25 protein-coding genes and 1 riboswitch are annotated in these 26,820 nt (G+C 60.2%); of the genes, 9 read left to right on the forward strand and 16 right to left on the reverse strand.

Annotated features, from left to right (window positions below):
• Positions 1 to 101: 101 nt before the first annotated feature.
• Positions 102 to 986: a mechanosensitive ion channel family protein gene (locus tag ACYCZ5_RS04975; protein WP_461543677.1), complete on the forward strand. Its 885-nt coding sequence runs from the start codon at positions 102 to 104 to the stop codon at positions 984 to 986.
• A gap of 13 nt (positions 987 to 999) precedes the next feature.
• Positions 1,000 to 1,299 carry a hypothetical protein gene (locus ACYCZ5_RS04980; RefSeq protein WP_461543678.1) on the forward strand — a complete coding sequence of 100 codons (300 nt, stop codon included), beginning with the start codon at positions 1,000 to 1,002 and terminating at the stop codon, positions 1,297 to 1,299.
• A 30-nt stretch (positions 1,300 to 1,329) separates the two neighbouring features.
• On the opposite strand, the gene ACYCZ5_RS04985 is transcribed toward ACYCZ5_RS04980, so the two are convergent.
• Complete coding sequence (locus ACYCZ5_RS04985) at positions 1,330 to 2,715, reverse strand: KamA family radical SAM protein (RefSeq protein WP_461543679.1); 1,386 nt, start codon at positions 2,713 to 2,715, stop codon at positions 1,330 to 1,332.
• A gap of 265 nt (positions 2,716 to 2,980) precedes the next feature.
• Here ACYCZ5_RS04985 and ACYCZ5_RS04990 point away from each other — a divergent pair, with 265 nt between their 5' ends.
• From ACYCZ5_RS04990 to ACYCZ5_RS05005, 4 genes are read left to right on the forward strand one after another with little or no spacing between them, the layout of a single operon-like run.
• On the forward strand, positions 2,981 to 3,943 hold the full coding sequence (locus ACYCZ5_RS04990) for a carbohydrate kinase family protein (protein WP_461543680.1): 963 nt from the start codon (positions 2,981 to 2,983) through the stop codon (positions 3,941 to 3,943).
• Positions 3,940 to 6,078: an HAD family hydrolase gene (locus ACYCZ5_RS04995; RefSeq protein ID WP_461543682.1), complete on the forward strand. Its 2,139-nt coding sequence runs from the start codon at positions 3,940 to 3,942 to the stop codon at positions 6,076 to 6,078. The genes ACYCZ5_RS04990 and ACYCZ5_RS04995 overlap by 4 nt, the downstream gene beginning before the upstream one ends.
• The gene (locus tag ACYCZ5_RS05000) at positions 6,075 to 6,905 is read left to right on the forward strand and encodes an HAD-IIB family hydrolase (protein ID WP_461543683.1); all 831 of its coding nucleotides are present in this window, start codon (positions 6,075 to 6,077) and stop codon (positions 6,903 to 6,905) included. Before ACYCZ5_RS04995 ends, ACYCZ5_RS05000 begins: the two co-directional genes overlap by 4 nt.
• A 10-nt stretch (positions 6,906 to 6,915) precedes the next feature.
• Positions 6,916 to 8,868, forward strand: coding sequence for an amylosucrase (locus tag ACYCZ5_RS05005; protein ID WP_461543684.1), 1,953 nt, complete (start codon positions 6,916 to 6,918; stop codon positions 8,866 to 8,868).
• Between the two features lie 7 nt (positions 8,869 to 8,875).
• Here the strand turns inward: ACYCZ5_RS05005 and ACYCZ5_RS05010 are convergent, their stop codons facing one another.
• From ACYCZ5_RS05010 to gcvT, 6 genes are all read right to left on the reverse strand, one after another.
• Positions 8,876 to 9,586: a flagellar brake protein gene (locus tag ACYCZ5_RS05010; protein WP_461543685.1), complete on the reverse strand. Its 711-nt coding sequence runs from the start codon at positions 9,584 to 9,586 to the stop codon at positions 8,876 to 8,878.
• A 1-nt stretch (position 9,587) separates the two neighbouring features.
• On the reverse strand, positions 9,588 to 9,875 hold the full coding sequence (locus ACYCZ5_RS05015) for a hypothetical protein (RefSeq protein WP_461543686.1): 288 nt from the start codon (positions 9,873 to 9,875) through the stop codon (positions 9,588 to 9,590).
• 21 nt (positions 9,876 to 9,896) lie between these two features.
• Complete coding sequence (gene tpx, locus ACYCZ5_RS05020; protein ID WP_461543687.1) at positions 9,897 to 10,418, reverse strand: thiol peroxidase; 522 nt, start codon at positions 10,416 to 10,418, stop codon at positions 9,897 to 9,899.
• A gap of 54 nt (positions 10,419 to 10,472) precedes the next feature.
• Positions 10,473 to 13,325 (reverse strand): aminomethyl-transferring glycine dehydrogenase, encoded by a 2,853-nt coding sequence (gene gcvP, locus ACYCZ5_RS05025; protein ID WP_461543688.1) that lies wholly within the window; start codon positions 13,323 to 13,325, stop codon positions 10,473 to 10,475.
• Positions 13,326 to 13,407: 82 nt separating this feature from the next.
• Complete coding sequence (gene gcvH / locus ACYCZ5_RS05030) at positions 13,408 to 13,797, reverse strand: glycine cleavage system protein GcvH (RefSeq protein WP_461543689.1); 390 nt, start codon at positions 13,795 to 13,797, stop codon at positions 13,408 to 13,410.
• Between the two features lie 20 nt (positions 13,798 to 13,817).
• Positions 13,818 to 14,900 (reverse strand): glycine cleavage system aminomethyltransferase GcvT, encoded by a 1,083-nt coding sequence (gene gcvT, locus ACYCZ5_RS05035; protein WP_461543690.1) that lies wholly within the window; start codon positions 14,898 to 14,900, stop codon positions 13,818 to 13,820.
• Between the two features lie 42 nt (positions 14,901 to 14,942).
• A riboswitch (glycine riboswitch) is annotated at positions 14,943 to 15,035 on the reverse strand.
• Positions 15,036 to 15,149: 114 nt separating this feature from the next.
• Between gcvT and ACYCZ5_RS05040 the strand changes: the two genes are divergently transcribed.
• From ACYCZ5_RS05040 to ACYCZ5_RS05050, 3 genes are all read left to right on the forward strand, one after another.
• Positions 15,150 to 15,932 (forward strand): response regulator transcription factor, encoded by a 783-nt coding sequence (locus ACYCZ5_RS05040; RefSeq protein WP_461543691.1) that lies wholly within the window; start codon positions 15,150 to 15,152, stop codon positions 15,930 to 15,932.
• A gap of 40 nt (positions 15,933 to 15,972) precedes the next feature.
• The gene (locus tag ACYCZ5_RS05045) at positions 15,973 to 17,190 is read left to right on the forward strand and encodes a sensor histidine kinase (RefSeq protein WP_461543692.1); all 1,218 of its coding nucleotides are present in this window, start codon (positions 15,973 to 15,975) and stop codon (positions 17,188 to 17,190) included.
• Positions 17,191 to 17,382: 192 nt separating this feature from the next.
• The gene (locus tag ACYCZ5_RS05050) at positions 17,383 to 18,636 is read left to right on the forward strand and encodes a hypothetical protein (protein WP_461543693.1); all 1,254 of its coding nucleotides are present in this window, start codon (positions 17,383 to 17,385) and stop codon (positions 18,634 to 18,636) included.
• A gap of 300 nt (positions 18,637 to 18,936) precedes the next feature.
• Here the strand turns inward: ACYCZ5_RS05050 and ACYCZ5_RS05055 are convergent, their stop codons facing one another.
• The 9 genes from ACYCZ5_RS05055 to ACYCZ5_RS05095 form a co-directional block, all read right to left on the reverse strand.
• A complete protein-coding gene (locus ACYCZ5_RS05055) occupies positions 18,937 to 19,902 on the reverse strand; it encodes a DUF3426 domain-containing protein (protein ID WP_461543694.1) in 966 nt (321 codons plus the stop codon).
• The gene (gene prmA / locus ACYCZ5_RS05060) at positions 19,899 to 20,789 is read right to left on the reverse strand and encodes a 50S ribosomal protein L11 methyltransferase (RefSeq protein WP_461543695.1); all 891 of its coding nucleotides are present in this window, start codon (positions 20,787 to 20,789) and stop codon (positions 19,899 to 19,901) included. Before prmA ends, ACYCZ5_RS05055 begins: the two co-directional genes overlap by 4 nt.
• Before the next feature lie 3 nt (positions 20,790 to 20,792).
• Positions 20,793 to 22,148 (reverse strand): acetyl-CoA carboxylase biotin carboxylase subunit, encoded by a 1,356-nt coding sequence (accC, locus tag ACYCZ5_RS05065; RefSeq protein WP_461543696.1) that lies wholly within the window; start codon positions 22,146 to 22,148, stop codon positions 20,793 to 20,795.
• Positions 22,149 to 22,205: 57 nt separating this feature from the next.
• Positions 22,206 to 22,658: an acetyl-CoA carboxylase biotin carboxyl carrier protein gene (accB, locus tag ACYCZ5_RS05070; protein WP_461543697.1), complete on the reverse strand. Its 453-nt coding sequence runs from the start codon at positions 22,656 to 22,658 to the stop codon at positions 22,206 to 22,208.
• A gap of 3 nt (positions 22,659 to 22,661) precedes the next feature.
• The gene (gene aroQ / locus ACYCZ5_RS05075; protein WP_461543698.1) at positions 22,662 to 23,105 is read right to left on the reverse strand and encodes a type II 3-dehydroquinate dehydratase; all 444 of its coding nucleotides are present in this window, start codon (positions 23,103 to 23,105) and stop codon (positions 22,662 to 22,664) included.
• Between the two features lie 67 nt (positions 23,106 to 23,172).
• Entirely contained in the window at positions 23,173 to 24,954 is a 1,782-nt protein-coding gene (dsbD, locus tag ACYCZ5_RS05080; RefSeq protein WP_461543699.1) for a protein-disulfide reductase DsbD, read from the reverse strand.
• A 2-nt stretch (positions 24,955 to 24,956) separates the two neighbouring features.
• Complete coding sequence (cutA, locus tag ACYCZ5_RS05085) at positions 24,957 to 25,289, reverse strand: divalent-cation tolerance protein CutA (RefSeq protein ID WP_461543700.1); 333 nt, start codon at positions 25,287 to 25,289, stop codon at positions 24,957 to 24,959.
• Positions 25,286 to 26,299: a DNA polymerase III subunit delta gene (gene holA, locus ACYCZ5_RS05090; RefSeq protein ID WP_461543701.1), complete on the reverse strand. Its 1,014-nt coding sequence runs from the start codon at positions 26,297 to 26,299 to the stop codon at positions 25,286 to 25,288. The genes cutA and holA overlap by 4 nt, the downstream gene beginning before the upstream one ends.
• Before the next feature lie 11 nt (positions 26,300 to 26,310).
• Positions 26,311 to 26,820 carry an LPS-assembly lipoprotein LptE gene (locus ACYCZ5_RS05095; protein ID WP_461543702.1) on the reverse strand — a complete coding sequence of 170 codons (510 nt, stop codon included), beginning with the start codon at positions 26,818 to 26,820 and terminating at the stop codon, positions 26,311 to 26,313.

Raw genomic sequence — 26,820 nt, forward strand, 5'->3', positions numbered from 1 at the left:
CTCCTGCATTGAATGGGGGGTGATTATACCCGAGCCATCATGACAGCTAATCGTGCGGCATGCGCTAGAATCAAGCACTCATCACAGAGCCGGAGCCTGGCATGGAAATCTCATCGATCATCGACAGCCTGCACATCCCCAAGGACATCCTGCGGGTGTTGCTCATCCTGGTCATCGCATGGTTCCTGATCATACTGAGTCGCAAGTTGATCCGCGTGTTCCGCGGTTATATGCATACCCACATCGTATCGGCCGAGGATGGCCGCCGGTACGAGACGCTGGCACGCGTATTCCGTTATGGCTTCACGGTGCTCATCTGGCTGGTGGCTGGCATGCTGGTGTTGAGCGAGCTGGGCGTCTCCATCGCGCCCATCCTGGGCGCGGCTGGTGTGGTCGGTATCGCGGTCGGTTTTGCGGCGAAGAGCCTGATCCAGGACTATTTCAACGGGATATTCCTGTTGCTAGAGAACCAGATCCGTCAGGGCGATGCGGTCGAGATCTCCGGCAAGACCGGTATCGTGGAAGACATCACGCTGCGCTTCGTGGCGCTGCGCGACATCGAAGGCAACGTGCATTACATCCCCAACGGTCAGATCACCGTCCTGACCAACAAATCGCGCGGCTATGCCTATGCGCTGATCGAGTTCGGTGTCGCCTACCGCGAGGATCTGGATGAGGTCTATCAGGTCACGCGCGAGACGGCCGCCGCGTTCCGGCAGGATCCCGAGTTCGGCCCCAAGATACTGGAGGATCTTGAGATCCAGGGGGTGCAGAACTGGGCGGATTCCGCCGTGGTCGTGCGCTGCAGATTCAAGACTGAGGCGCTGGAGCAATGGGCTGTGCGGCGCAATTTTCTGGTTTGGCTGAAAAAATCCTTCGACAAGCACGGTATCGAGATTCCCTATCCGCATCTCACCCTCTACGCCGGTCAGGACAAGCAGGGCAAGGCGCCCGCGCTGCGCATCCTGCAGCAACCGGACGAATAACTGGTCGCGCGGCATGCGGATCGTGTTCATCATGCTGGGGTTGTTGTTGGCCGATACGTCGCAAGCAAGAACGGATCGTTGCAGATTCATCGAACATGTCGTGCTGATGCAGTATGGTTTGGCGGAAGGGCAGGCTTGCCATGCGCAATATCAAGCCTGTCTGACTCGCCCCTTCGTCAAAGACGATCCGATCCCGAAGACGCGCTGCATCGAGACGATTCGTTGCGGCGCGCGCTTTTGGGTGCCTGTGCCGCTGGTCGCGCCCCGTACTTCGAATCTGGAGATATTCAAGCAGGAGTGCGAGCCGGAATAAGCTGCATTACCGCGATGACAGGCGAAAACCTTACTCGAAATCGTCTGCCGTGCTGGTGTCGTTATGCTCGTGGAACAGCTGTTCCAGCTCTTCCTCGAAGAAGAACTTCCCTTCCCCGAAGGCGGGCTTGAGTTCGTCGATCCAGGTGGCAGTCTCGTTGTATTCCGCGAAGAAAGGGCGCTGCACCCAGTCCGGGTCGCGCCCTTGTAGGAAGCGCATCACCATCACTTTTTGTCCGCCCGCCTCGGCTACGCCCAGCATCTGGATCTTGCCCGGGTTGGCCGACATGCTGGGGCCGCGCACCGTGCGCGCCAGCCCCGACACCTGCTGATACGCCTCGCGGAAGATCTGCCAGGCGCGCACCAGCGGCACCGAGAAGTAATGCTGTGCGCCGGTGTCGCGTGCGAGGAACATGTAATACGGTACGCAGCCAAGCTTGACTTGCGTCTCCCACATGCGTGCCCACAGCGCCGGATCGTCGTTGATGTGGCGCATCACTGGCGACTGGGTGCGGATCATCACGTTGGCCTCGCGCAGGTTGCGGATGGCATGGCGCACGGTGTCGTTCTCCAGTTCGCGCGGGTGGTTGAAATGCGCCATCAAGGCCAGTTGCTTGCCGCTGTCGGTTACCTTGCGGAACAGCGCCAGCATCTCCGGTGTGTCCTCGTCGTCTACGAACTTGTGCGGCCAGTAGCCCAGCACCTTGGTGCCGATGCGGATGTTGACCAGATTAGGCAGATCGGCAGACAGCAGCGGTTCGATATAGGCGGCGAGGTTCTTCGCCGACATGATCATCGGATCGCCGCCGGTGAACAGGATGTCGGTGATCTGTGGGTTGCGCTTTACGTACTCCACCAGTTTCTCCACCTCTCGGCTGGCGAACTTGATGTCGGTCATGCCGACGAACTGCGGCCAGCGGAAACAGAAGGTGCAATAGGCGTGGCAGGTCTGCCCCTGGCTGGGGAAGAACAGGATGGTCTGACGGTATTTGTGCTGCATGCCGTGCAGGCGCTCGCCGTCCATCTCGGGCACGTTGTGGTCGGCCTGTCCGGCCGGGTGCGGATTGAGCTGCATGCGGATGCGGTTGGCGACTTCCCTGATCTCCGCCTTGTCCGCGCCGCGCGCGAGCAGCGTGGCCATCTCATCGTAATGCTCCGCGCTCAGCATGTCGCGCTGCGGGAAGGTTAGCGCGTAGATGGGATCGTTGGGCACTTGCTCCCAGTCGATCAACTGGTCGGCCACATAGTTGTTCACCTTGAACGGCAGCACATTGCCGACGATCTCGATATCCAGTTGTTGCTGTTCGGTCAGCCTGGCGATCTGCGGGATGTCGCGGAAGTTGTTCAGGTTATAAGAGCGAAACTGCGGCTTGTCAGCCGAATAGATGGGAATATGGGTCTGTCGGGTGTCGGTCACGGTGGCTGCTCCTGTGCGATTGGATGGAAGCATCGATGCACGCGGCATCGTGTTTCTCGAATTAGGGTGGGGCCGCGTTTATATCACAGAGCGGACTGCGCCTTCAAACCTTGGCGCGATGACGACAGATGCAGGGGATTGACGGAGCAATTAACAGAGTAGACCGCAATTGCGCTAATGCACGGGCAAACTCCGGTATAATGCCGGCATCACTCACCAATTAGTTCGTCGCGGAGCCAATGTGGCGGCATGTACCAACAGGCCGATGAAAGAAACAGCAGACCAGACACGCACAATTCCCGATTCCACCCTATCTTCTCGGCGCAGTGGAGCTACCGTTGCGCTGTTCGGCGAGGTCCTCGCCGATGTCTTTCCGGACCGTAGCGTCCTCGGTGGCGCGCCGTTCAACGTCGCCAGACACCTCAAAGCTTTCGGCCTCAATCCCGTTCTCATCACCCGTACCGGCAACGACGCACTGCGCGCCGAATTGCTGGAGGCGATGGCTGCCTGCGGCATGGAGACGATGGGTGTGCAGTGCGACCAGAGCTATCCGACCGGGCAGGTGAAGGTCCATTTTGAGGGCGCTTCGCATCGCTTCGAGATCCTGCCGGAACAAGCCTACGACCATATCCACGCCTCGGTCGCGCGCATGGTCGCGTTGTCCATCCATCCCGAGCTGGTCTATTTTGGCACGCTGGCACAGCGCCACGCGGTGTCCAGAAGCGCATTGAAGATGGTGCTGAACAACACCAGCGTGCCGACCTTCTTCGATGTGAACCTGCGCGCCCCCTGGTACGACGCGCTGGTGTTGCGGAATTCGCTGTATCGCGCGGACATGGTCAAGCTGAACAACGAAGAGATGACCCTGCTGGCCGAAATGTTCGCCTTGCCGGGCGATACGCTGGCTGGATATGCCCGTGCCTTCATGCAGACCTTCGATATCGGCCAGGTGTTGGTGACCTGCGGGGCCGAAGGGGCCTGGCTGGTGCAGCGAGAGGGGGGCGAAGTGAGCATGATGCCGAAAGGTGAGCCCGTAGCGGTGGTGGACACGGTCGGGGCCGGTGACGGCTTCTCCGCGGTGTTCATAATGGGCCAGCTGCAGGGCTGGCCGGCGGAACAGACGCTGGCCCGCGCCCATGAGTTCGCGGCGGCGATCTGCACCCTGCGCGGTGCCATCCCAGAGCAGGCGGATTTCTACGCGCCCTTCCTGAAAGCGTGGCGATCATGAACCGCCCCCCGCTCTTTATCGTGCTGGTCAGCGTGCACGGTTTGATCCGCGGGCACGATCTGGAACTGGGGCGTGATGCCGATACCGGCGGCCAGACCAAATATGTGGTGGAGTTGGCGCGCGCCTTGGGCGAACGAAAGGACGTGGAGCGAGTGGTCCTGCTGACACGTCGCGTGCCTGACGAACATGTCAGCGCGGATTATGCCGAGCCGGTCGAGGCGCTTTCGGATAAGGCACACATCGTGCGCATAGATTGTGGCGAGCCGGTGTATCTGCGCAAAGAGATGTTGTGGGACACGCTGGAGTGCTTTTCCGACAACGCTTTGGTCTTTCTTAAAGCACAGTCTCGCTTACCGGATGTGATCCATGGTCACTATGCCGACGCGGGTTACGTCGGTTCGCGCTTGTCGCACCAGCTCGGTATCCCGCTGGTGTTCACCGGTCATTCGCTGGGTCGCAGCAAGCGCAAGCAACTGCTGGCCAGTGGCGTCAAGCGCAGCGAGATCGAGAGTACCTATCACATCACGCGCCGCATCGAAGCGGAGGAAGACACGCTGGGTGTGGCCGAGCGCGTGATCACCAGCACGCAGCAGGAAGTCGAGCAGCAATACGGTCTGTATGATTTCTACCAACCGGCACGCATGCGCGTGGTGCCGCCCGGCACCGATCTGAAACAGTTCTATCCGCCGCAGGGTGATGAGAAACAAAGTGCCATCGCACTGCAACTCAAACGCTTTTTGAAAGAACCCAACAAACCAATCATCCTTGCCTTGTCGCGACCCGATCCGCGTAAGAACATCGTGGCTTTGATCGAAGCCTATGGGCAGTCGCCAGCATTGCAGGAGATCGCCAACTTGGTGATCGTGGCAGGCAACCGCGAAGATATCCATGAGATGGAAGACACCTCGGCGGGCGTGCTCAACAGCATCCTGCTCGCGATCGACAAATATGATCTGTACGGCAAAGTCGCCTACCCCAAACATCACGCGCAGGAAGAGGTGGCCGTGATGTATCGCTTGGCAGCCGCGACGCGCGGCGTGTTCGTCAATCCCGCACTGACCGAACCGTTCGGGCTGACATTGATCGAAGCCGCCGCCTGCGGCCTGCCCATCGTGGCGACCGAGGACGGTGGCCCCATTGACATCATCGGCAACTGCGGCAACGGCTACCTGATCAATCCGCTGGACAGGACCGCGATGGCACAGACACTGCTCGAAACCTTGAGCGATCGGCGCGCCTGGCGTCGTCTGGCGAAGAACGGCATCGAAGGCGTGACGCGCCATTATTCCTGGCAGGCGCACGTGGACAAATACCTGCAGGTGATCCGCCCACTGGTGGAGAAGTCCGAGCCGGTGGCACCTATCACCGGCATCCGCCGTGCGGGTGTGTTCCGCAATCGCGCGATCTTCACCAGTATCGATCTGAACCTGATCGGGAATGATGAGGCGCTGGGTGAATTCCTGCAGCTCATGCAGGCGAATCGCAAGACGACCATCTTCGGCATCGCCACCGGCCGCCGTCTGGATGACGCATTGGCCAGACTGCGCGAATACAACATCCCCAAGCCGGATGTGCTGATCACCGGGCAGGGTACGGAGATCCACTATGCCCCGGCTTTGACGCGCTCCGAGAGCTGGGTGCGCCATATCAATCACCGCTGGAACCCGCAGGAGGTACGCGATGTTTTGGCCGAAGTGCCGGGACTGACCCTGCAACCTAAGATGCACCAGAACCCGTTCAAGATCAGCTACTACGTGGACCACGCACTGGCGAGCCCGCATGAAGTCCGACAGACCCTGCTGCGCAACGAGCAGACCGTGAATGCGGTGTTCTCCTTCGGCCAGTTCCTCGATGTGGTGCCGGTGCGCGCTTCCAAGGGGCTGGCCATGCGCTGGTGCGCGGAGCAGCTCGGCTTCGCGCTGGAGAACACGCTGGTATGCGGCGCGACCGCCGCCGACACCGACATGCTGATGGGCAACACACTGGGGGCGGTGGTGAGCAATCGCCATCTGGATGAGCTGGCCGACGTCGCGGCCATCGACAGCATCTACCAGACACGGCAGCAGCATGCCGCTGGTGTGCTGGAGGCTATCGCGCACTATGACTTCTTTGCCAATGGAAGGAGCGGCGCATGAGCCGTCATCTGTTGTGCACCGACCTTGACCGGACGCTGATCCCCAACGGCGCCCAGCCAGAATCGCCGGGGGCGCGCGAGACATTTCAGCGTCTGGTGCAGCGCGACGATGTGCAGTTGGCCTATGTGAGCGGGCGGCATCGCGAACTGATCGAACAAGCCATCGCGGACTACGATCTGCCGGAGCCGGATTTCGTCATCGCCGATGTGGGCTCGACGCTGTATCAGGTCGAAGCGGGGGGCTGGCGTCGGCGGGATGAATGGGATGAGCGGATCGCACCCGACTGGGGCGAACTGTCGCGCGAAGGATTGGCGCAGTTGCTGCAGGTGTTCGGAGATCTGCGCTTGCAGGAGCCCTCCAAGCAGAACCTGCACAAGTTGAGTTTCTATGTCGATCTGACGGCGGATACTGTCGCATTGCAAGCGCAGATGCAACGCTTGCTGGCCGAGCACGGCGTCAAAGCCAATCTGATCTGGAGCGTCGACGAGGCCGCGCATGTCGGCCTGCTGGATGTGTTGCCGGCGTCCGCCAACAAATTGCACGCCATCGAATTCCTGATGCAACAGCAGGGATACGGCAGGCTCGATACCGTGTTCGCGGGCGACAGTGGCAACGATCTTGATGTTTTGAAGAGCGATGTGCCGGCGGTGCTGGTCGCCAATGCCTCGCCAGAATTGAAGCAACAAGTGAAGCATATCCACAAAGCATCGCTGTGCACGGCGCAAGGCGGATTCCTCGGCATGAACGGCAATTACAGCGCGGGCATCATCGAAGGTGCGGCGTATCATTGGCCGGAGATCGAAGCCTGGCTGCTGGACACCAACTGAACGGGACAGAATGTACGAACAAGCCTCACATGCGATGTTGAACGAGATCCTGGTCGAACTGAATCCGGAGATCGGCAAACTGCGCCTGCGCCATTTCTATACCCGCCTCGGCGCGAACTTCTACAACATCCACAGCCTGTTCCATCATCTGTACGGCGACCGGCCTGATTTCAAAGCGCAGATGGTCAGTCTGGTGGAGACGCTGGCGCATCGCTATATCGAGCGCGCGCCGCATCTGCGCAAATCGGACCTGGTGCGCGAACGGGACTACAACTGGTTCCTCAGCCAGAAGTGGGTGGGCATGGCGCTGTATTGCGACCGCTTCGCCGGCGACCTGAAAGGGCTGCGCGCGAAGCTGCCCTATCTGCAGGACCTGGGTGTGAACATGGTGCACGTGATGCCCATCCTCGATTGCCCGGAAGGGGCCAGCGACGGCGGTTATGCGGTGCGAGACTTCCACAAGGTGGATGCGCGCTACGGCACGAATGCAGACCTGGAGGCGCTGGCGGCCACGCTGAAGAAGCGCGAGATGCTGCTGGTGCTGGATGTGGTGGTGAACCACACCTCGAACGAGCACGCATGGGCCAAGTTGGCGCGCGCGGGCGACAAGAAGTTCCAGGACTATTACTACATGTACGACGACCGCGAGATGCCAGACGCGTTCGAAGAAGCCTTGCCGGAGATATTCCCCAACACCGCACCCGGTAACTTCACCTGGGACGAGGCGATGGGCAAGTGGGTGATGACGGTGTTCAACAACTACCAGTGGGACCTCAATTACCGCAACCCCGCCGTGCTCATCGAGATGGTCGACATCATCCTGTTCTGGGCTAACAAGGGCGTGGACATACTGCGCATGGATGCGGTGGCCTTTCTGTGGAAGAAGGTCGGCAGCACCTGCCAGAACGAACGCGAGGCGCACCTGTTGTTGCAACTGATGAAAGACTGCTGTCAGGTCACCGCGCCCGGCGTGCTGTTCATCGCCGAGGCTATCGTCGCGCCGAGCGAGATCGCCAAGTATTTCGGCGAGGACGCGATCATGGCCAAGGAATGCGAGATCGCCTACAACGCGACCCTGATGGCGCTGCTGTGGGATGCGGTGGCGACCAAGAACGCCAAACTGCTCAATCTCGGTGTGCAGCATATGCCCGCCAAACTGGAGCGCGCGACCTGGCTCAACTATGCGCGCTGCCATGATGACATCGGCCTCGGCTTCGATGATAAGGACGCCGTGCTGGCGGGCTACGATCCCTACAGCCATCGCCGTTTCCTGATCGATTATTTCACCGGACGATTCGAGGGGTCGCCCGCGCGCGGCCTGCCTTTCGGCGAGAATGCCAAGACCGGCGATGCGCGCATCTCCGGTTCGCTCGCCTCGCTGGCCGGTCTGGAATCCGCCATCGAATCCGGCGACGAGCGCGCGATAGACGAAGCCATCCGCACCATCCTGTTGCTGCACAGCGTCATCCTGTCATTCGGCGGTATCCCGCTGCTGTATTACGGCGACGGTATCGGCATGCTCAATAGCGTGGAGTATCTGGCCGATCCATCCCGACGCGACGATACGCGATGGGCGCATCGCTCCAGTTTCGATTGGGTCAAGGCGGAACTGCGCCGCAAGCCGGGGACCGTGGAGCACCGTATCTTCACCGGCTTGAAGAAGATGATCGCGCTGCGCAAGGAGCTTGCCGCCTTCTCGGACTTCGATAACCGGCAGCAAGTGCTGGTGGAGAATCCCAATCTGCTGGTGTTCGTGCGCAGCGACCCGACCTCGCCGCGCAACCGTGTGCTGGTGGTGGCGAACTTCAATAACGAGGCCCAGCCATTGGCACTGGAAGTGCTACGGCCCTATGGTTTCTTCGCGCATGGTCCGATGCGCGAGTTGTGCAGTGGTATGCGTGTCGAACCGGTGGAAGACGCCATCGTCATACCCGCTTTGTCCTGCTGCTGGCTGGCCGACTGAGCCAGCGTCACGCGCTACGCTTGTCCAGATCCTGCATGAACGTACCCACGAGCCGGGCAAGCCCCTCGGGTTTGCTGACGAAACGGAAGCCGGAGCGGTGAGCGGCGCTGCCATCGGGCCGCAGCGTGATGAGGGTGTAGCGCAATTCAAGGTCCGCGACCACGGAGCCGCTGCCGGGCAGCATGATGCGGCAGCCTTTCAGCAGTGTGCCGGGGTCGAGGTTGATGTCTCCCTCGTACTGGATGGCACCGAAACCGTCATGGCTGATGTCGGTGATGCGCGATTCGAACGGCATGAAACCGCCCTCGTCGGCGATACAGCGCAAAGAGATGTTGGCCGGAACGTCGGCGCGCGGACAATCGCGGCGGTGATACAGCACGACGGAAGGGGGCAGCGGATACTGGATGGCTGGCGCATCGTTGAACTGCACTTCGGTCGGTGTACTTAGGTCGAAAGCGATGTGCGCATCCATATAGCTGCCGGTGTAGCGCAGCGGGCCCGATTCCAGCACGAGGTTGTTGAGCGTCTTGTTGGCGCAAAACGACACCACCAGATGTTCTGCGCGCAGATCGACATGCAGGATGTGCGTGATGAAGATGTGACTGCCGACATCGGCGGAGATCGAATGACGGGCTTTTGAGATCGCCACCAGCAGGCGGCATATCTCGATACGGGATTCCAGCAGCGCGTTCTGCGGCAGTGCGGTCAGTTCGTCCACGTCAGATGGTCTTCTCGCGCCGGAAGTAGTACCAGAGATAGTAGAAACCGATGGCGGTGCCGACCGGGAAAGAGAATATCGACAAAGCGGCGCAGGGCAGACCGATGCGCCAGGAGCGCGGCCAGTTTGAGAGCAGAGCGAAACCAGCAACAGCATAGGTCAGCCCGACCAGTACGCCAACGAAAGTGATGCGCGTATCAGTGTGGCTGAAATTCACCGCCAGCAGTGACAGGATCAGCGCGCCGAACAGCACCCAGCAGATCCCGATGATGCGTTTGTGGATGTTCATGCCCGCCGACATCTGCCGCCCTTAACGCAATACAGCCAATGCCGCGTCGTAGTTCGGCTCGTGCGTGATGTCGTCCACCAGTTCGGCGTGGATGATCCTGTCCTTGTCGTCCAGTACCAGCACCGCGCGTGCAGTCAATCCGGCCAATGCGGTGTCGGCGATCTTCACACCGTAGTTGCGCATGAAGTCGCGACCACGCATCAGCGACAGCGTGACCACGTTCTCCAAACCTTCCGCCACGCAGAAGCGGCTCATCGCGAACGGCAGGTCGGCCGAGATCACCAGTACCACGGTGTTGTTGAGCTGGCCTGCGGCCTCGTTGAACTTGCGGGTGGAAGTGGCGCACACGGCGGTGTCCAGACTAGGCACGATATTCAGAACCTTGCGCTTGCCTGTGTAGTCCTTCAGCGAGACATCCTTCAGGTCCTTGTCCACCAGCGCGAAGTCCGGGGCCTGCTGGCCCACGACGGGGAAACTGCCGAACAGGGTGAGGGGTGCGCCATCCAGGGTGACTGCGGTCTTGTTGCTGGGGTCTTTGGCCATGATGATGCTCCTTATATTTCCGTCATTCCCGCGAAGGGGGAATGACGGAGTGAATCAAATGTAGCTGGATACTGGCGGGCAAGAACAGATGAGGTTCTTGTCACCGTACACATTATCCACCCGCGCCACGGCCGGCCAGAATTTATTCTCGCGCACGTAGGGCAGCGGATAAGCAGCCTGCTCACGCGAGTAAGGACGTGCCCACTCATTGGCGCACACCGACCTGGCAGTGTGCGGTGCGTGTTTGAGGATGTTGTCCTTCTTGTCCACCTTGCCGCTCACGACTTCTTCGATCTCGCCACGGATGGCGATCATCGCCGCGCAGAATCTATCCAGCTCGGATTTGGATTCGCTCTCGGTCGGTTCCACCATCAGCGTGTCTACCACCGGGAAGGAAGTGGTCGGCGCGTGGAAGCCGAAGTCCATCAAACGTTTGGCGATGTCGGCCACTTCCACGCCTTCCTTCTTCCACTCGCGGCAATCCAAAATCATCTCGTGCGCGCAGCGGCCGTTGCTGCCGCTGTACAGCGTGGCGTAGCTGTCCTTTAGCGACTCCTTGATGTAGTTCGCATTCAGGATCGCCATCTTCGTCGCCTCGGTCAGTCCCTTGCCACCCATCATCTTGATGTAGCCGTAGGAGATCAGCAGGATCAGCGCGCTGCCGTAAGGCGCGGCGGATACCGCATGGATGCCTTGCGTGCCGCCGACTTTCACCACTGGGTGCGAAGGCAGGAACGGTGCGAGATGTGCAGCTACACCGATCGGGCCTGCACCCGGTCCGCCGCCGCCGTGCGGGATGGCGAAGGTCTTGTGCAGGTTGAGGTGGCACACGTCCGCGCCGATGTTGCCGGGGCTGGTGAGGCCGACCTGCGCGTTCATGTTCGCGCCGTCCATGTACACCTGACCGCCGTTGGCGTGGATGATGGCGGTGATGTCCTTGATGGATTCCTCGTACACGCCGTGCGTGCTGGGGTAGGTCACCATCAGGCAGGACAAGTCGTCCTTGTGTTCTTCCGCTTTGGTGCGCAGATCGTCCACGTCGATGTTGCCGCGTGCATCGCACTTCACGATCACGATCTTCATGCCGCACATCGCGGCGCTGGCCGGGTTGGTGCCGTGCGCAGAAGAGGGGATCAGCACCACGTTTCGCTGTGCTTCGCCGCGCGAACGGTGATAAGCCTGAATGACCAGCAAGCCCGCGTATTCGCCGGACGCGCCGCTGTTTGGCTGGAAGCTCATCTTGGCGAAACCAGTGATCTCGGACAGGTCTGCATCTAGGCCGGCGATCAATTCGGCATAACCTTCTGCCTGTTCCAGCGGCACGAAGGGATGCAGGTTGGCGAATGCGGGCCAGGTCAAACCCAGCATCTCTGAGGCCGCATTAAGCTTCATGGTGCAGGAACCGAGCGAGATCATGGAGTGCGTCAGCGACAGGTCCTTGTTCTCCAGACGCTTGATGTAACGCATCATCTCGGTTTCGGTGTGATACACGTTGAACACCGCGTGCGTGAGGACGGTCGAGCTGCGCGGCGTGAACATCAGCGCTTGGGCGATCACTTGTTCGCGGGACACAGATGGTGCGGTTTTTTCCGCAGCCTGCGCAAACACGGCGAGGATGGCATTCAGGTCGGCGACAGATGCCGTCTCGTCCAGCGACAGCGTGAGGCCGTCGGCGGTGTAGCGGAAGTTGATCTGCGCGGCTTCGGCCAGTGCGTGGATCTTCACGTTGTCGGTGTTCAGCAGATGCAGCGTGTCGAAGAACGTGCCGTCGGCGAGCTGGTAGCCCAGTTTTTTCAATTCACCCGCGAGTACGGCAGTCGCTTGATGCACGCGGCGTGCGATGCCGCGCAGCCCTTCCGCACCGTGATACACCGCGTACATACCGGCCATGATCGCCAGCAGTGCCTGCGCGGTGCAGATGTTGGAAGTGGCCTTCTCGCGGCGGATATGTTGTTCGCGTGTCTGCAGCGCCATACGCAAGGCAGGGTTACCGTCGGCATCCACCGATACGCCGATGATGCGGCCCGGCATGGAACGCTTGTGTGCATCGCGGCAGGCGAAGTATGCGGCGTGCGGGCCGCCGTAACCCATCGGTACACCGAAGCGCTGGGTGGAACCGAACACTACGTCCGCACCCCACTCGCCCGGCGGTGTGAGCAGAACCAGACTGAGGATGTCAGCCGCCACCGCGATGCTCATGCCGCTCGCTTTGGCGCGCGCGACGAAATCGGCGTAGTCATGCACCGTGCCATCGGCGCTCGGGTATTGCAGCAATGCGCCGTATAGCTGGTCATTCAGCGTGACGGTCTTGAAGTCGCCGATCACCAGTTCGATGCCCAGCGGCTTGGCTCGTGTCTTCAGCAACTCGATGGTCTGCGGATAGCATTCGTGCGATACGAAGAAGCTGTTCTTGCCTGCGGCCACATCGTCGCGCGAACGCAGGCCGTGCAACATGGTCATCGCTTCGGCGGCGGCAGTGGCTTCATCCAGCAGCGAGGCGTTGGCGATCTCCATGCCGGTCAGGTCCATCACCATGGTCTGGTAGTTCAGCAACGCTTCCAGCCGTCCCTGCGCGATCTCGGCCTGGTAGGGTGTGTAGGCGGTGTACCAGCCCGGGTTCTCCAGAACGTTGCGCTGGATCACGGCGGGCAACACGGTGCCGTAATAGCCCAGGCCGATGTAGCTCTTGTACAACTTGTTCTTTGCCGCGATACCACGCAGATGATCGAGGAACTCATGTTCCGACATCCCGTCCGCCAGTTTCAACGGCTGCTGCAAACGGATGGCGGCAGGCACGGTCTGATCGATCAGTGCATCCAGCGTAGGCGCGTTGATCTTGTCCAGCATGGCTTGCACGTCTTGTGCGTTGGAACCGTTGTGGCGTGTGACGAAATGGTCGGTGTTCATGGTGAGCTCGGGATGTCAGGAGTAATTGAAAACGCCACTGCGAGCACAGGTGTCCTGTGTCCCCAGTGGCGATGGTTCTGGTTTAGTGCGCTTCGCTGTCTACATGCGCCTGATAGGCTGCGGCATCCATCAGCGCGGCAACGTCGGCGGCATTGTCCGGCTTCATCTTGAAGATCCAGGCGCCGTACGGTTCGTTATTGATGGCTTCCGGTGCGTTATCCAGATCGGCGTTGGCGGCGGTCACTTCACCGGCGACCGGTGCGTACACGTCGGCGGCAGCCTTCACAGATTCCACCACGGCGCACTCTTCGCCGGCTTTCAGCTTGCGGCCGGCAGCGGGTGCCTCAACGAACACCATGTCGCCCAGCAGTTCCTGCGCGTGGTCAGTGATGCCGACGGTGATGCTGCCGTCGGCTTCAGTCTTCACCCATTCGTGGGAGGCGGTGTATCTCAGGTCGGTCGGATTGCTCATGGTCTAGTCCTCAAAGAAAATTAAATCAGGCCCTTGCCGTTGCGGGCGAATGGGTATTTCACGACTTGCGCAGCCAGCATCTTATCGCGGATAACGACTTGCACGGTGTCGCCGACGGCAACGCCGTTCGGCACGCGCGCCAGCGCGATGGATTTCTCCAGTGTGGGCGAGAAGGTGCCGCTGGTGATCTCACCGTCGCCATGCGGCGTGACGACCTTCTGGTGGCCGCGCAACACGCCGCGATCCAGCAACAGCAGGCCAACCAGCTTCTTGCTTGGCGGGTTGGCCAGCAGTGCTGCCTTGCCGATGAAGTCACGCTCGCTCTTCAGATCCACAGTCCACGCCAGACCGGATTCCAGCGGGCCGACCGTCTCGTCCATGTCCTGACCGTACAGGTTCATACCTGCCTCCAGACGCAGCGTGTCGCGCGCGCCGAGGCCGATAGGTTTCACGCCCGCCTTGTTCAGGTCATACCAGAACGCTTCCACTTTTTCTTTCGGTAGCATCACTTCGAAACCGTCTTCGCCGGTGTAGCCGGTGCGGGCAATGAAGTATTCACCGCAGTCGGCGGCCTGGAAATTCACCAGATGCTCGGTCGCGTCCTTGGTCTGCGGCAGCACTTGCCATGCCTTGGCACGTGCATTCGGGCCCTGCACCGCGACCATGGCGAGGTCGTCGCGCGACGTGATGGTGAGGTTCGGCGCGTGTACTGCAGCCTGCTCCTTCATCCACGCGATGTCCTTGTCCGCCGTGCCCGCGTTGACCACGATGCGGAACCACTGCTCGGTCATGAAGTAGATGATGAGGTCGTCGATCACACCACCTTCGGGGCGCAGCATGGCGGAATACAACGCTTTGCCGGGCACGGTGATCTTGTCGGCGTTGTTAGCCAACAGGTAGCGCAGGAAGGCGCGCACGCCGTCGCCTTTGGCATCCACAACGCGCATGTGGCACACGTCGAACATGCCGACATCGTTGCGCACCTGATGGTGTTCGTCGATCTGCGAACCGTAGTTCACCGGCATATCCCAGCCGCCGAAATCCACCATCTTGGCGCCCATGGCGCGGTGGGCTGCATTCAAAGGAGTCGTCTTGAGCGTCATGTATGTTTTCCGGGCGATAAAAAAGGGCGAGGCCACATAGCCTCGCCCCCATCTGTCCTTGGTACCTGAGAGATTACGGAATATCCGCGTGCCCCTTCGGTGGCTGACTTAACAGCGCTCTCCAGATTTGCCTGTCCCGATAGTACATGGTGCCTGAGCGGTTGCGGGTGTTACGCCTTCGGCGGTGCTGATGACAGCACACTCTCCCATCGGTTTGAACGGCGGGCGGATTATACCGGAAGTTTTGTCATGCAATGGCAAGCCCGCTGGCTCTCACATTATTTGTGGTGGTATGGTGCGCGCCTCGGCTTCACAGCTATTACCTTGTCAGGACGGACCACCATGCATGTATTGATCATCGAAGACAATCGCGATCTGGCCTCCAATATGTTCGACTTCATGGAGGCGAAAGGTCATGTGGTGGATGCGGCGGGGGATGGCATCACCGGGCTGCATCTGGCAGTGGTCAACGATTACGACGCCATCGTGCTCGATCTGATGCTGCCGGGTATGGATGGCATCACCCTGTGCAAAAAATTACGGACGGAAGCCGGCAAGCACACGCCTATCCTGATGATCACCGCTCGCGATGAGCTTGAGGACAAGATCCGAGGGCTGGAGGCCGGGGCGGACGATTATCTGGTCAAGCCGGCGGAACTGCGGGAAGTGGAGTTGCGTTTACGCGTTTTGCAGCGGCGCGGCAGCGGGTTGACTCAAAAACGGGGTATGGCTGTGGCCGACCTCAGCCTTGATCCGCTCACCATTACGGTCAAACGCGCAGGCACCCAGATACTACTGCCGCCGATCCCGTACAAGATATTGGAACTGCTGATGGCCAGATCGCCGCAGGTCGTTGCCAGAGGTGATATCGAACGGGCAATTTGGGGCGAGGCACGGCCGGATAGCGATTCCTTGCGCGCACACTGGTATTTGCTGCGCGAACTGGTCGACAAGCCGTTTCAGAGCAAATTGCTGCATACCGTGCGCGGTTTCGGCTATCAGTTAAAGGTCGAAGATGAGTCGCAGGCATAGTCTCCGCTTCAGGGTCGCATTCGTATTTGCAAGCTTTGGGGTGCTGCTGAGTCTGCTGCTCTCCAGCGCACTGTTCGTTTTTGCCCAGCATCTGGGCAACCAATTGATCGATGAGACCTTGCAGGACGAACTGCAGGACGCGGTCGCACGCTATGGGCATCCTTCCTACACGCCACCGAACACCATGTCCATAAAGGGGTTTGTCTATTCCGAAAAGGAACCCAGTCGAAACATCCCTGATGAAGTCAGAGGGCTGTCGCCCGGCATTCACGATGTGAGTATAGAGGAGCACCACTACCGGGTCTTGGTCGCAGAACGTGAGGGGATTAGCTACTTCATGTTGTTCGATATCGATACGCAGCTTCAGCATGAAGCTGAGTTCGCCGGTATTTTGGTCGCCTTCACCTTGTTCATGACTTTGGCATCGGCTGGCGGCGGCTTCTGGCTGGCTATCCGCGTCGTGGCGCCGGTCACGCGTCTGGCGGATCAGGTCCGGCAAGCTGAGCCCGGCATGTCGAACCTTCCGCTGACCAAGCTGGTGCAAGATGACGAGGTCGGTGAACTGGCGCGCACGTTCGAGCACTATGTGCAGCGGCTGGGTGAATTCGTGGAGCGGGAGAAGAACTTTACCGGTGATGTCAGCCATGAGTTGCGTACACCTTTGGCGGTGATCATGGGGGCGGTGGAGGTGCTGGAGCAGGATGCATCCCTGTCCGGCAAGCAACGCGAGCGGCTGATTCGCATCAAGCGTGCCGTGCAGGACATGACCGAGATGACCCGCGCTTTGTTATTGATGTCGCGCGAGCGCCAGCCCGGTGCGGACGAGCCGCTGTGCCCCGTGGCGACTATCGTGAAAGATGCGGTAGAGAAACATCGCCATCTGCTCGCCGAACGACCGGTGGAATTGATGCTGGAGCTGCAAGCGGAGCCGTCGCTGCCCGTCGAGCAAGCACTGCTTGAGATCGTGGTGAGCAACCTGTTGCGCAACGCGATGTTCCACACACAGGCAGGCATCGTTCGGCTCGTTCTGCACAGGGATAGTCTGGTCGTCAGCGACACCGGCGTCGGTATGGACGGTGAAGAGCGGACTCGCGTATTCGAACGGCACTACAAGGGCCGGCAGAGTGCCGGGTTTGGGGTCGGACTGTCTTTGGTCAAACGCATCTGCGAACGGTACGGCTGGCACATCGTGATAGACAGCATCGCCGGGCAAGGGACGACTGTGACAGTGAATTTCATTCCCGAAGCGCCCATCTGATTCCTCCTGCTGCGCCCACGCGCAAGCAGGGTTGTTGCAAAAAAACCGACTTCACATTTCCTTCACCTCTCCTTGACGGGGCACTTACGGGGGCGTTGCTAGCATCGCCGCCGGCTTGTGCATCAGTCAGTTACCCAATCGCACAAGGAATCATTGGGAAACTTGAATACTTCGTTCTGGAGGAATTACGCAATGAAGAAAATCGTACTGTCATTGGCAGGCGTCATGGCCGCTGTGGCCTTCGCACCGGAAGCATCCGCCATCCCGGCATTCTCACGTCAGACCGGCATGGCTTGCGCTGCTTGCCACGCACAACACTTCCCCGTTCTGAACGGTTTTGGTCGTGCATTCAAGGCAGCAGGCTTCACCATGATGGGCGCACAAGAAAAGGTTGAAGACGAGAACCTGTCTATCCCGGCTTCTCTGAACGCGGCTGTACTGTTGAAGGTTCGTTATCAGAAGACCAACGGCTCTGATGCAGCGGGTGCCGTTTCTGGTTCTTCAACTAATGGTGGTCAGTGGCAGTTCCCTGACGAATATTCCTTGTTCTTCGGCGGTCGCGTGGCGGACAGCGGCGCACTCAAGGTCGGCATGATGATGGAAAACAACCTGAAGGCTGCCGGTGCTTTTGCTGCTGGCCTGCGCGTGCCGGTCGTAGTTGAACTGGACTCCGCATCGGTCTCCGTGATTCCGTTCACAACCGACTCTTTGGGCGCATTCTACGGCTACACAGAATCCAGCAACGCGCTGAACCGTGCGATCCGTTGGGCTGAGAACCGCACGCAAGTGTTCGCGCACCAGTACACAGGCATCGGTCAAGGCGCATCCACCGGTATCGCTGCGGTAGTGCGTTCCGACATGGGCTACATCAACGTGTCCCGCTTTGCACCCCAATTTGTGGCAGCAACCCAGATGTCTTCGACTGCAGTGCATATCGCTGCTACGCCGACTATCGCTGACTTCGCAACGGTGATCAGTGCTGAATTCGTGACTGGCGAAAGCTACACTGGAACAACTGCTGCAACCAAGGTCGCCACCAAGGGCAACGGTCTGACTGCACAAGCTCATGGTGAACTGGCCGGCATGGAAACCGGCTTGTACTTCGCATATTCCAAAGCGGCCAAGGGCAATGGAACTGTGGCGAGTCAGTTCAACGCCAGCACTACTAACGACGTAAAAGCTACTCAAATCGGTGCGGATTTCACTGTGATCCCGCATACGCTGTCGGTTGGTGCCAACTACCTGAGCGGCACGAACGGCGCTGGCGAATCGGAGAAGTACATCACCTTCACTGGCGTGTATGACCTGATGCAAAACGTGGCTGTAGTTGCCAACTACTCTATCGGTTCCGGTACTGCATTCAATGCAGGCGGTGCAAGTGATGCGACAGTGGTTGGTTCCACAGGCAAGAACCTGCTGACCCTGATGCTTGAGTCCGCCTGGTAAGTTTGAGCTGATATAAGGGTTCCGGTTCGCCGGGATCCGAACCAGGCACAAGCACCAATGAAACAGGGGAGACTTCGGTCTCCCCTGTTTTTTGTCTGCCGAGGAAGCCTCCTTGCTTTTGGTCGGTTCAAGGATACGCCGTTGCCTGTCCTGAGACGTATGCCAAACAAGCGTGCCGCTGCCGGCATGCAGCGGCATGAGGGAGAGTTTTTGCTTCCCTTACTTGTTGAGGGGCTTCGGTGTGAGGTGGCTTGACGTAGCAGTGTTTGGCGTCTCTTCCAGCCAATTCAGGTTCGTGGCTTATTGCGGATAGAACAGCAAAAGCCGGTAACCGCTCGGACGAAGGTCGGTTGTATCCAGTCGCAAGGCGATCTCCCGCTCGCGGTTGTGACCGATGCCCTGTTCCATCTCTTCATCGCTATTGAGGTAGTCGGCAGGGTGGAAACTGCGGCGGGCGATGACTTCGTCGCGCGAGTCGGTGAGGGTGAGTTCCAGGCTGGGCCAGGCTTGTGCGTATCTGGCGCGGTTATGCAGCAGTGCGTGCAGGGTGATGACATTCATCAACTTGGCATGCGCTTCCAGTTCGGAAGATTCGATGGACAGCAGTTCCGCCTCGCGCGGCAATTCGACGGTGCACTCGAGTTGGTTGCAGAGCTGCACCAGCAAGGGCTTGAGTCCGGGCAGCTTCACTGCCAGTGCGTCGCGGAAGTGATAAGTGGCTTGGGCGGTCAGTAGCAGGAACAGGGTCACGCCGAAAAAGGTGGCCAGATAACGCTTGGGTTTGCGGGTGGCGGCTTCATCCGCTTCGACGGGGTCGTCCACGAACTGCACTTGCTGCGCCAGCGTGGCGGGCTCGTCCTCCAGTCCGGTCAGATTCGGGATGGGCGTGAGGTCGGGATGGCCGGACTGTTCTTCAGGCGCCACGTCCACGGAGCTGTCGCTGGTCTCATCCAGCGTAACGGCTCCTTCCGTTGCCAAGGGCGCGCCATCGATTTTTCCATCGACGGCTTCTGCTTCGCTATCGGGTGGGGTCTCAGCGACGGGCAATTTGACGGTGTCGTCACCGGAGTCCTCTGCCACGGCAGCGGGCTCCTCATCGATCAGCAAGCTCAATTGCGGGCTGGGCTCTTCTTCCTGCAGATGTTCGCGTGCATTGAACACGTTCTGGCAACGACCGCAACGCACCATGCCGTCATGGGCTTCGAGCTGTTCCTCGCTGACCTTGAAACGGGTGGCGCATTGCGGGCAGAGCGTGGTGTCGCTCATCGTTTCACTCCGGACAGGCAACACCAGCCATCTTCGATCACCGCCGGGGCGAAGTCGAACCATTGCGAATAGATGCGCATCACTTCATCCGCCTGATCAGCGAGGATGCCCGACAGCACGATGCGGCCGCCCGACTTGGCGGCGTTCGACAGCAACGGTGCCAGTGCGCGTAGCGGATTGGTGAGGATGTTTGCGACCACTACATCGTATTGCGTGAGCTTGACGCCATCCGGGATGAAGAAATCCGCTTCGACATGGTTCGCCTGAGCATTGTCGCGGCTGGCGATCACCGCCTGTGGATCGATGTCCACGCCGACGGTGCTGCTCGCCCCCAGCTTCATCGCGGCGATGGCGAGGATGCCGGAACCGCAGCCGTAATCCAGCACCGTCTCGCCGCCCCGGATATGGGCATCCAGCCAGCGCAGGCACAAGCGCGTGGTTGGATGGCTGCCGGTACCGAAAGCAAGACCCGGGTCGAGCGCGATATTGATGGCGGAGGGGTCGCTGGCTTCATGCCAGGTCGGCACGATCCACAGGCGATCACTGATGCGGATGGGGTCGAACTGTGACTGGGTGAGGCGCACCCAGTCGTTCTCTTCCAGTGTCTCGATACGATGTTCGGCGGGGGCAGTGATGCCCAGTTCGTCGTAGCAGGTGCGCAGGATGGACTCGACGTCGGCGTCCGCTTCGAACAGGGCATTGATCAAGTTGTGCTGCCACACGCTGGAGGTGGGTTCGCCGGGTTCGCCGAAGATGGCCTGCTCATCCGGCGTGTCGGCATCGGCATCGAGCATATCCACCGACAATGCGCCATGCGCCAGTAGTGATTCGCTCAATGCCTCGGCATGACTGGCTTCCGCCCGGACCGACAGCGTTAGCCAGGACATGTGTTATTTACCTTTGGTACGTTCCGCCAGCTTGTGTTCCAGATAATGGATGCTGGTACCGCCACGCACGAAGGCGGCATCGTTCATCAACTCCTGGTGCAGCGGGATGTTGGTGTTGATGCCTTCCACCACCATCTCGGACAAGGCGGTGCGCATGCGGGCGATAGCCTGATCGCGCGTGTCGCCATAGGAGATCAACTTGCCGATCATCGAGTCGTAATGCGGCGGGATGAAATAGTTGTTGTACACGTGCGAATCGACGCGGATGCCGGGACCGCCGGGTACGTGCCAGTTGCTGATGCGGCCCGGCGACGGCACGAAGGTGTAAGGATGTTCCGCGTTGATGCGGCACTCGATAGAGTGGCCGCGGAACAGGATGTCCTTCTGGCGGAACGGCAGCTTCTCGCCGGCCGCGATACGGATCTGCTGTTGCACGATGTCGATCCCGGTGATCATCTCGGTGACCGGATGCTCCACCTGCACACGGGTGTTCATCTCGATGAAGAAGAACTCGCCGTTCTCGTACAGGAATTCGAACGTGCCCGCGCCGCGGTAGTTGATCTTGCGGCAGGCTTCGGCACAACGCTCGCCGATCTTGGCGATCAGCTTGCGGTCGACGCCCGGTGCGGGCGCTTCTTCGATCACCTTCTGGTGGCGGCGCTGCATGGAGCAGTCGCGCTCGCCAAGGTATACCGCACAGCCGTGCTGGTCGGCCAGCACTTGGATCTCGATGTGGCGCGGGTTCTCCAGGAACTTCTCCATGTACACCATGGGATTGTTGAAGGCCGCCTGTGCTTCGGTCTTGGTCATGGTCACGGCATTGAGCAGCGCAGCCTCGGTGTGCACCACGCGCATGCCGCGCCCGCCGCCGCCACCGGAGGCTTTGATGATCACCGGATAACCGATGAACTTGGCGATCTTGATGATCTCGGCCGGGTCATCAGGCAGTGCGCCGTCCACGCCGGGTACGCAGGGCACGCCGGCTTTCTTCATGGCGTTCTTGGCGGAGACCTTGTCGCCCATCAGGCGGATTGTCTCGGCGCGCGGACCGATGAACACGAAGCCGGATTTCTCGCAACGCTCGGAGAAGTCGGCGTTCTCGGACAGGAAGCCGTAGCCGGGATGGATGGCCTGCGCGTCGGTGACTTCCGCCGCGCTGATGATGGCGGGGACACTCAGATAACTCAGGCTGGAAGAAGCCGGACCGATACATACCGACTCGTCGGCCAGTTTCACGTATTTCGCTTCGGCGTCCGCCTCGGAGTGCACGGCGACGGTCTTGATGCCCATCTCGCGGCACGCGCGCTGGATACGCAGCGCGATCTCGCCGCGATTGGCGATAAGGATCTTTTCAAACATAACGGGTTTCTCCGGCGCGGACGTTCTGGGTTTGCGTTCGAACACGGCCATGATGCGTTAACCGACGATGAACAGCGGCTGGCCGAATTCGACCGGCTGACCATTCTCGACCAGCACTGCTTTGATGACGCCGCCCTTGTCGGTATCGATCTCGTTCAACAGTTTCATCGCTTCGATGATGCACAAGGTGTCGCCGGCATTCACGGTGGAGCCGATATCGACGAAAGACTTGGCACCAGGGGAAGGGGCGCGGTAGAAAGTGCCGACCATCGGCGACTTGACCACGTGTCCTTCAGGCTGGGCGGGCTCAGCGGGTGCGGCAGCCACTGGCGCGGCGGCCGGTGCGGGTGCGTGCTGCGGCGCGGCGGCATACATATGATGCTGCATGGGCGCGGCAACGGAGCTGGCGCGCGAGATGCGCACATGCTCTTCGCCTTCGGTCAGTTCCAGCTCGGCGATGCCCGAGTTCTCCACCAGTTCGATCAGTGTCTTCAGTTTGCGCAGATCCATTTTTTAGCTCCTTACAGAATGTTGTAGTGCGAATTGCAAAGCGAGTTCGTAACCGGTTGCCCCCAAGCCGCTGATGACGCCGACCGCGATGTCCGAGAAGTACGATTCCTTGCGGAACGCCTCGCGGGCGAACACGTTGGAAAGGTGCACCTCGACGAAAGGGATGGCGACCGCCGCCAGCGCATCGCGCAAGGCGACGCTGGTGTGGGTGAATGCGGCCGGGTTGATGATGACGAAGTCGGTGCCGTCGACACGCGCCTGCTGCACGCGGTCGACCAGCATGCCTTCGGTATTGCTCTGGAAGTAGTCCAGTTTGGCGCCGCTCTTTTCAGCTTGTGCCGCCAATTTGATGTTAATTTCATCCAACGTGACGCGACCATACACCTCTGGCTCGCGCGTGCCGAGCAGGTTCAGGTTGGGGCCGTGAAGAACGAGGATGTGTTTCATGGCGCGCAGTTTGCCGCAAAATGGGGAACTTTGTCCATCATTTCGGTGAAGTTGAGCGGAATCATAGTCATAGACCAGCCCGGGCGAGCGACGCGCCGAACTGCTGCGCATCCTGATAGCCGATCACGCGCAGATCGGCTTGCTCGCGACCTTGCTTGTCGAAGAATAGGATGGCGGGCGGGCCGAACAGCTGGAAGCGCTGTAGCAGGGCTTTGTCGTCCGCGTCATTGGCGGTGACGTCGGCTTGCAACAGCAGCGCTTTGCTCATGCGCGCATGGATGGCCGGGTCACTGAAGGTGAATCGCTCCATCTCCTTGCACGAGATACACCAGTCGGCATAGAAGTCCAGCATCACCACCTTGCCCTGAGTTTGCGCCAGGCGTGCTTCGAGCGCGGCGAGGCTTTTCACGCGCTCGAAAAGCTTGGCCTCGGCGGGTGCGGCAACCCCGGCCGTGTTTGGCAGTGTGCCCAGCGGGCGCAGGATGTCGCGCGCGCCGGACAGTGCGCCGATCAGATAGGCCACGCCCAGCAGCAAAGAGAGAATGCCGAGCGCTTTGCCCAGTTTCTTGATGCCACGCGCATTGCTGGGCAGCGGGTCGAGCGCATGCAGATGGATGGCGCAGAAGATCAGCAGTACCGCCCAGGCCAGCATCTGCGCGGCGAGCGGGATGACCGGCGACACGATCCAGATCGCCAGTGCCAGCATCAGCACGCCGAAGAAGCGCTTCACCGATTCCATCCACGGCCCGGCCTTGGGCAGCAAGGTGCCTGCCGAAGTACCGATGATCAGCAATGGCACGCCCATACCCAGGCCCATCGCGAACAGGGCGCTGCCACCCAGCACAGCATCGTGCGTCTGGCTGATGTAGAGCAGGGCGCCTGCCAGAGGCGCGGCGACACAGGGCCCCATGATGATGGCGGACAAGGCACCCATGGCGAACACGCCGGTGAGGTGGCCGCCATGCAGCTTGTTGCTGGTGTCGGTCAGTCTGCTTTGCAGTGCGGCGGGCAGTTGCAGCTCGTACAGGCCGAACATGGACAGCGACAGCACGACAAAGATGGCGGCGAAACTGCCCAGCACCCAGGGCGTCTGCAAAGCATTGGAGATCAGCGCGCCGGAATAACCGGCCGCCACACCCGCCACCGCATAGGTGATGGCCATGCCCAGCACATAGGCCAGCGACAGCAGGAATGCGTGTGTGTGGGTGATCTTGTGGCCGCGCCCGACGATGATGCCGGACAGGATGGGGATCATCGGGAACACGCAGGGGGTGAGCGAGAGCAGCAGGCCGAACCCCAGGAAGCTGACCACGATCAGCCAGAAGTTGCCGTCCTTGAACAGGCGTGCGATCTGCGAGTTCTCATCCTCGGTTGGCGGGGAAACGGCCGACGCGGGGTTGCTGACGGTCGTCACCAGATCGAGCGTGAGGGTCTTCTCGATGGGCGGATAGCACAGGCCATCATCGCTGCATCCCTGATAACTGGCGTTCAGCACCAGCGGCAGTTTTGGATCGACTCCTTGCAGTGCGATCTCGGCCTGGAAACTATTGTGGAACACTTTCATCACGCCGAAGTTAGGGTCGTTCTTTGCTTCGCCCTCCGGCAGTGACACCTGCGCGATCTTGGCGGATCCTTCGCCCAGGCTGAAGGTGGTCTTGTCGCGATACAGGTAATAACCGGGGGTGATGTTGAAGCTGGCAATCAGGGTGCGCTGATCGAGCGGGCGTACTTCCAGCGAGAACGCCTGATCCGGCGGCAGGAATTTGGGCTTGCTGCCGAAGGAGAGCATGTCGGCTTGCGCCAACGGTGTGATGCTTAACAATGCGATCAATAACAGACGACGTATCATTCTTAGTGGCTCCCGTTATCCTTGGTTTCCTGAGTCACCCAATCCAGATAGGCTGGCAATCCAGCCGTCACCGGCAAGGCAACGATCTCCGGCACATCATAGGGATGCATGGTGCGTAAAGTCGCTTCCAGTCGCGCATAAGCTTCACGGGTGGTCTTGATCAGCAGGGGCACTTCACCCGCACGCTCTACTTTGCCTTGCCAGCGATAGACCGACGTACATTCGGCCAGTACATTCACGCAGGCAGCGACGCGGGCTGTGACCAGCGCTTCAGCGATACGTTCCGCGGTGGCGCGATCCGGCAAGGTGGTGACCACCAGCAAGACTTCGCTCATCGCGCACCCGCCCGCGCGCAGCGCACTCCCAGCTGCAGTAGCTCGTCCCATACATCGCCCTGGCGCAAACCTTTAACCAGACGATCGATCTGTGCTGCCTGTTTCAATGCGCGTTCGGCGAAGGTCGGATTGAAACGGCGTGCCGCGCGTTCCACCAGTTTTTGGCGGATGCCCCACACACGCGCATCGCGCAAGGCACCGGACAGATTGCCGCCCTGCTGCACCGCGCGCGACACTTTGGCCAGCGCGCGGATATCCTCTGCCACGGCCCACAGGATCAGGACTGTCGCCGTACCTTCGGCGCGCAGACCTTCGAGGATGCGCACATAACGTTCCGCATCGCCCGCCAGCATCGCTTCTGACAGTTTGAACACGTCGTAACGTGCCACATCCATCACCGAGTCCTTCACCTGCTCGAAGCTGAGCGGCCCGGCCGGGAACAACAAGGCAAGTTTCTGTATCTCCTGGAAGGCAGCGAGCAGGTTACCTTCCACCTTCTGTGCCAGAAAGGCCAGGGTGTCTGCATCCGCACTTTGCTCCTGACGCTTCAATCGCCCGGCGATCCATATGGGCAGCGCATTGATGGACACCTCATCCGCGCTGATCACGGTGGCATGCTGCGCCAGCGCTGTGAACCATTTGCTCTTCATCGCCGTGCCGTCGAGTTTGGGCAGCGAGATCAGCGTCAAGGTGTCGGCGTTCAGATTTCCGCAGTGTTCCTGCAAGGCTTGCGCGCCTTCCACGCCGGGCTTACCGCCCGGGATGCGCAGGTCGATTACCTTGCGCGCCGAGAACAGCGACATGCTCTGCGCGCTATTGCGCAGTGCCGACCATTTGAAGCCCTGGTCGGCTATCAACACCTCGCGTTCATCGTAGCCGGCTGCGCGCGCGGCTGCGCGTATCGCATCGGCCGCCTCGATGGCGAGCAACAAAGCTTCACCGTGGATCACATACAGCGAACCCAAGCCCTTGGCCAGATGACGCGGCAAATCTTCGCTGGAGATGTTCATGGGCCGTAGGTTTATTCCAGCGGCTGCGGTTTGGCCCGCATCAGGCGACGCACGGTCTGCGCCACGGCATCGGCGCGCATGTCCTTGTACAACTGCGCCTCTTCCTGCTCCTTGGCCAGGATCAGCGCGTCGTCATAAGACAACACACGGTTCAGTTGCACATCGTCCGGCGGCAGCCACTCGACTTGTTGCAGATCATAGGCGCGCATGGAGACGCGATAGCTCAACTGGTACTCGCGCACACGACCGCTGCCGGACAGTGACAGGATCTGCTTGCCGACATTCTCTGAAACGATCTCCAGGATCAGTTCAGCCTGGTCTGACGTCGCGACCGGCTCCATCTTGCTCCGGCTCAGGGTGCGGCGCAGTTCGGCGACGAAGGGTGTCTCCCCTTGCGATTTGATATAGAGCGAGTTGAAACCGAAGCGCACATCCTGCAGGTCACTGCCGCGCAGATGGAAACCGCACGCGGCCAGCGTCAGCAGCGAGAGGGACAGCATGATGTTGCGCAGGGATGTCAT

It is taken from the genome of Sideroxydans sp. (assembly GCF_054604835.1).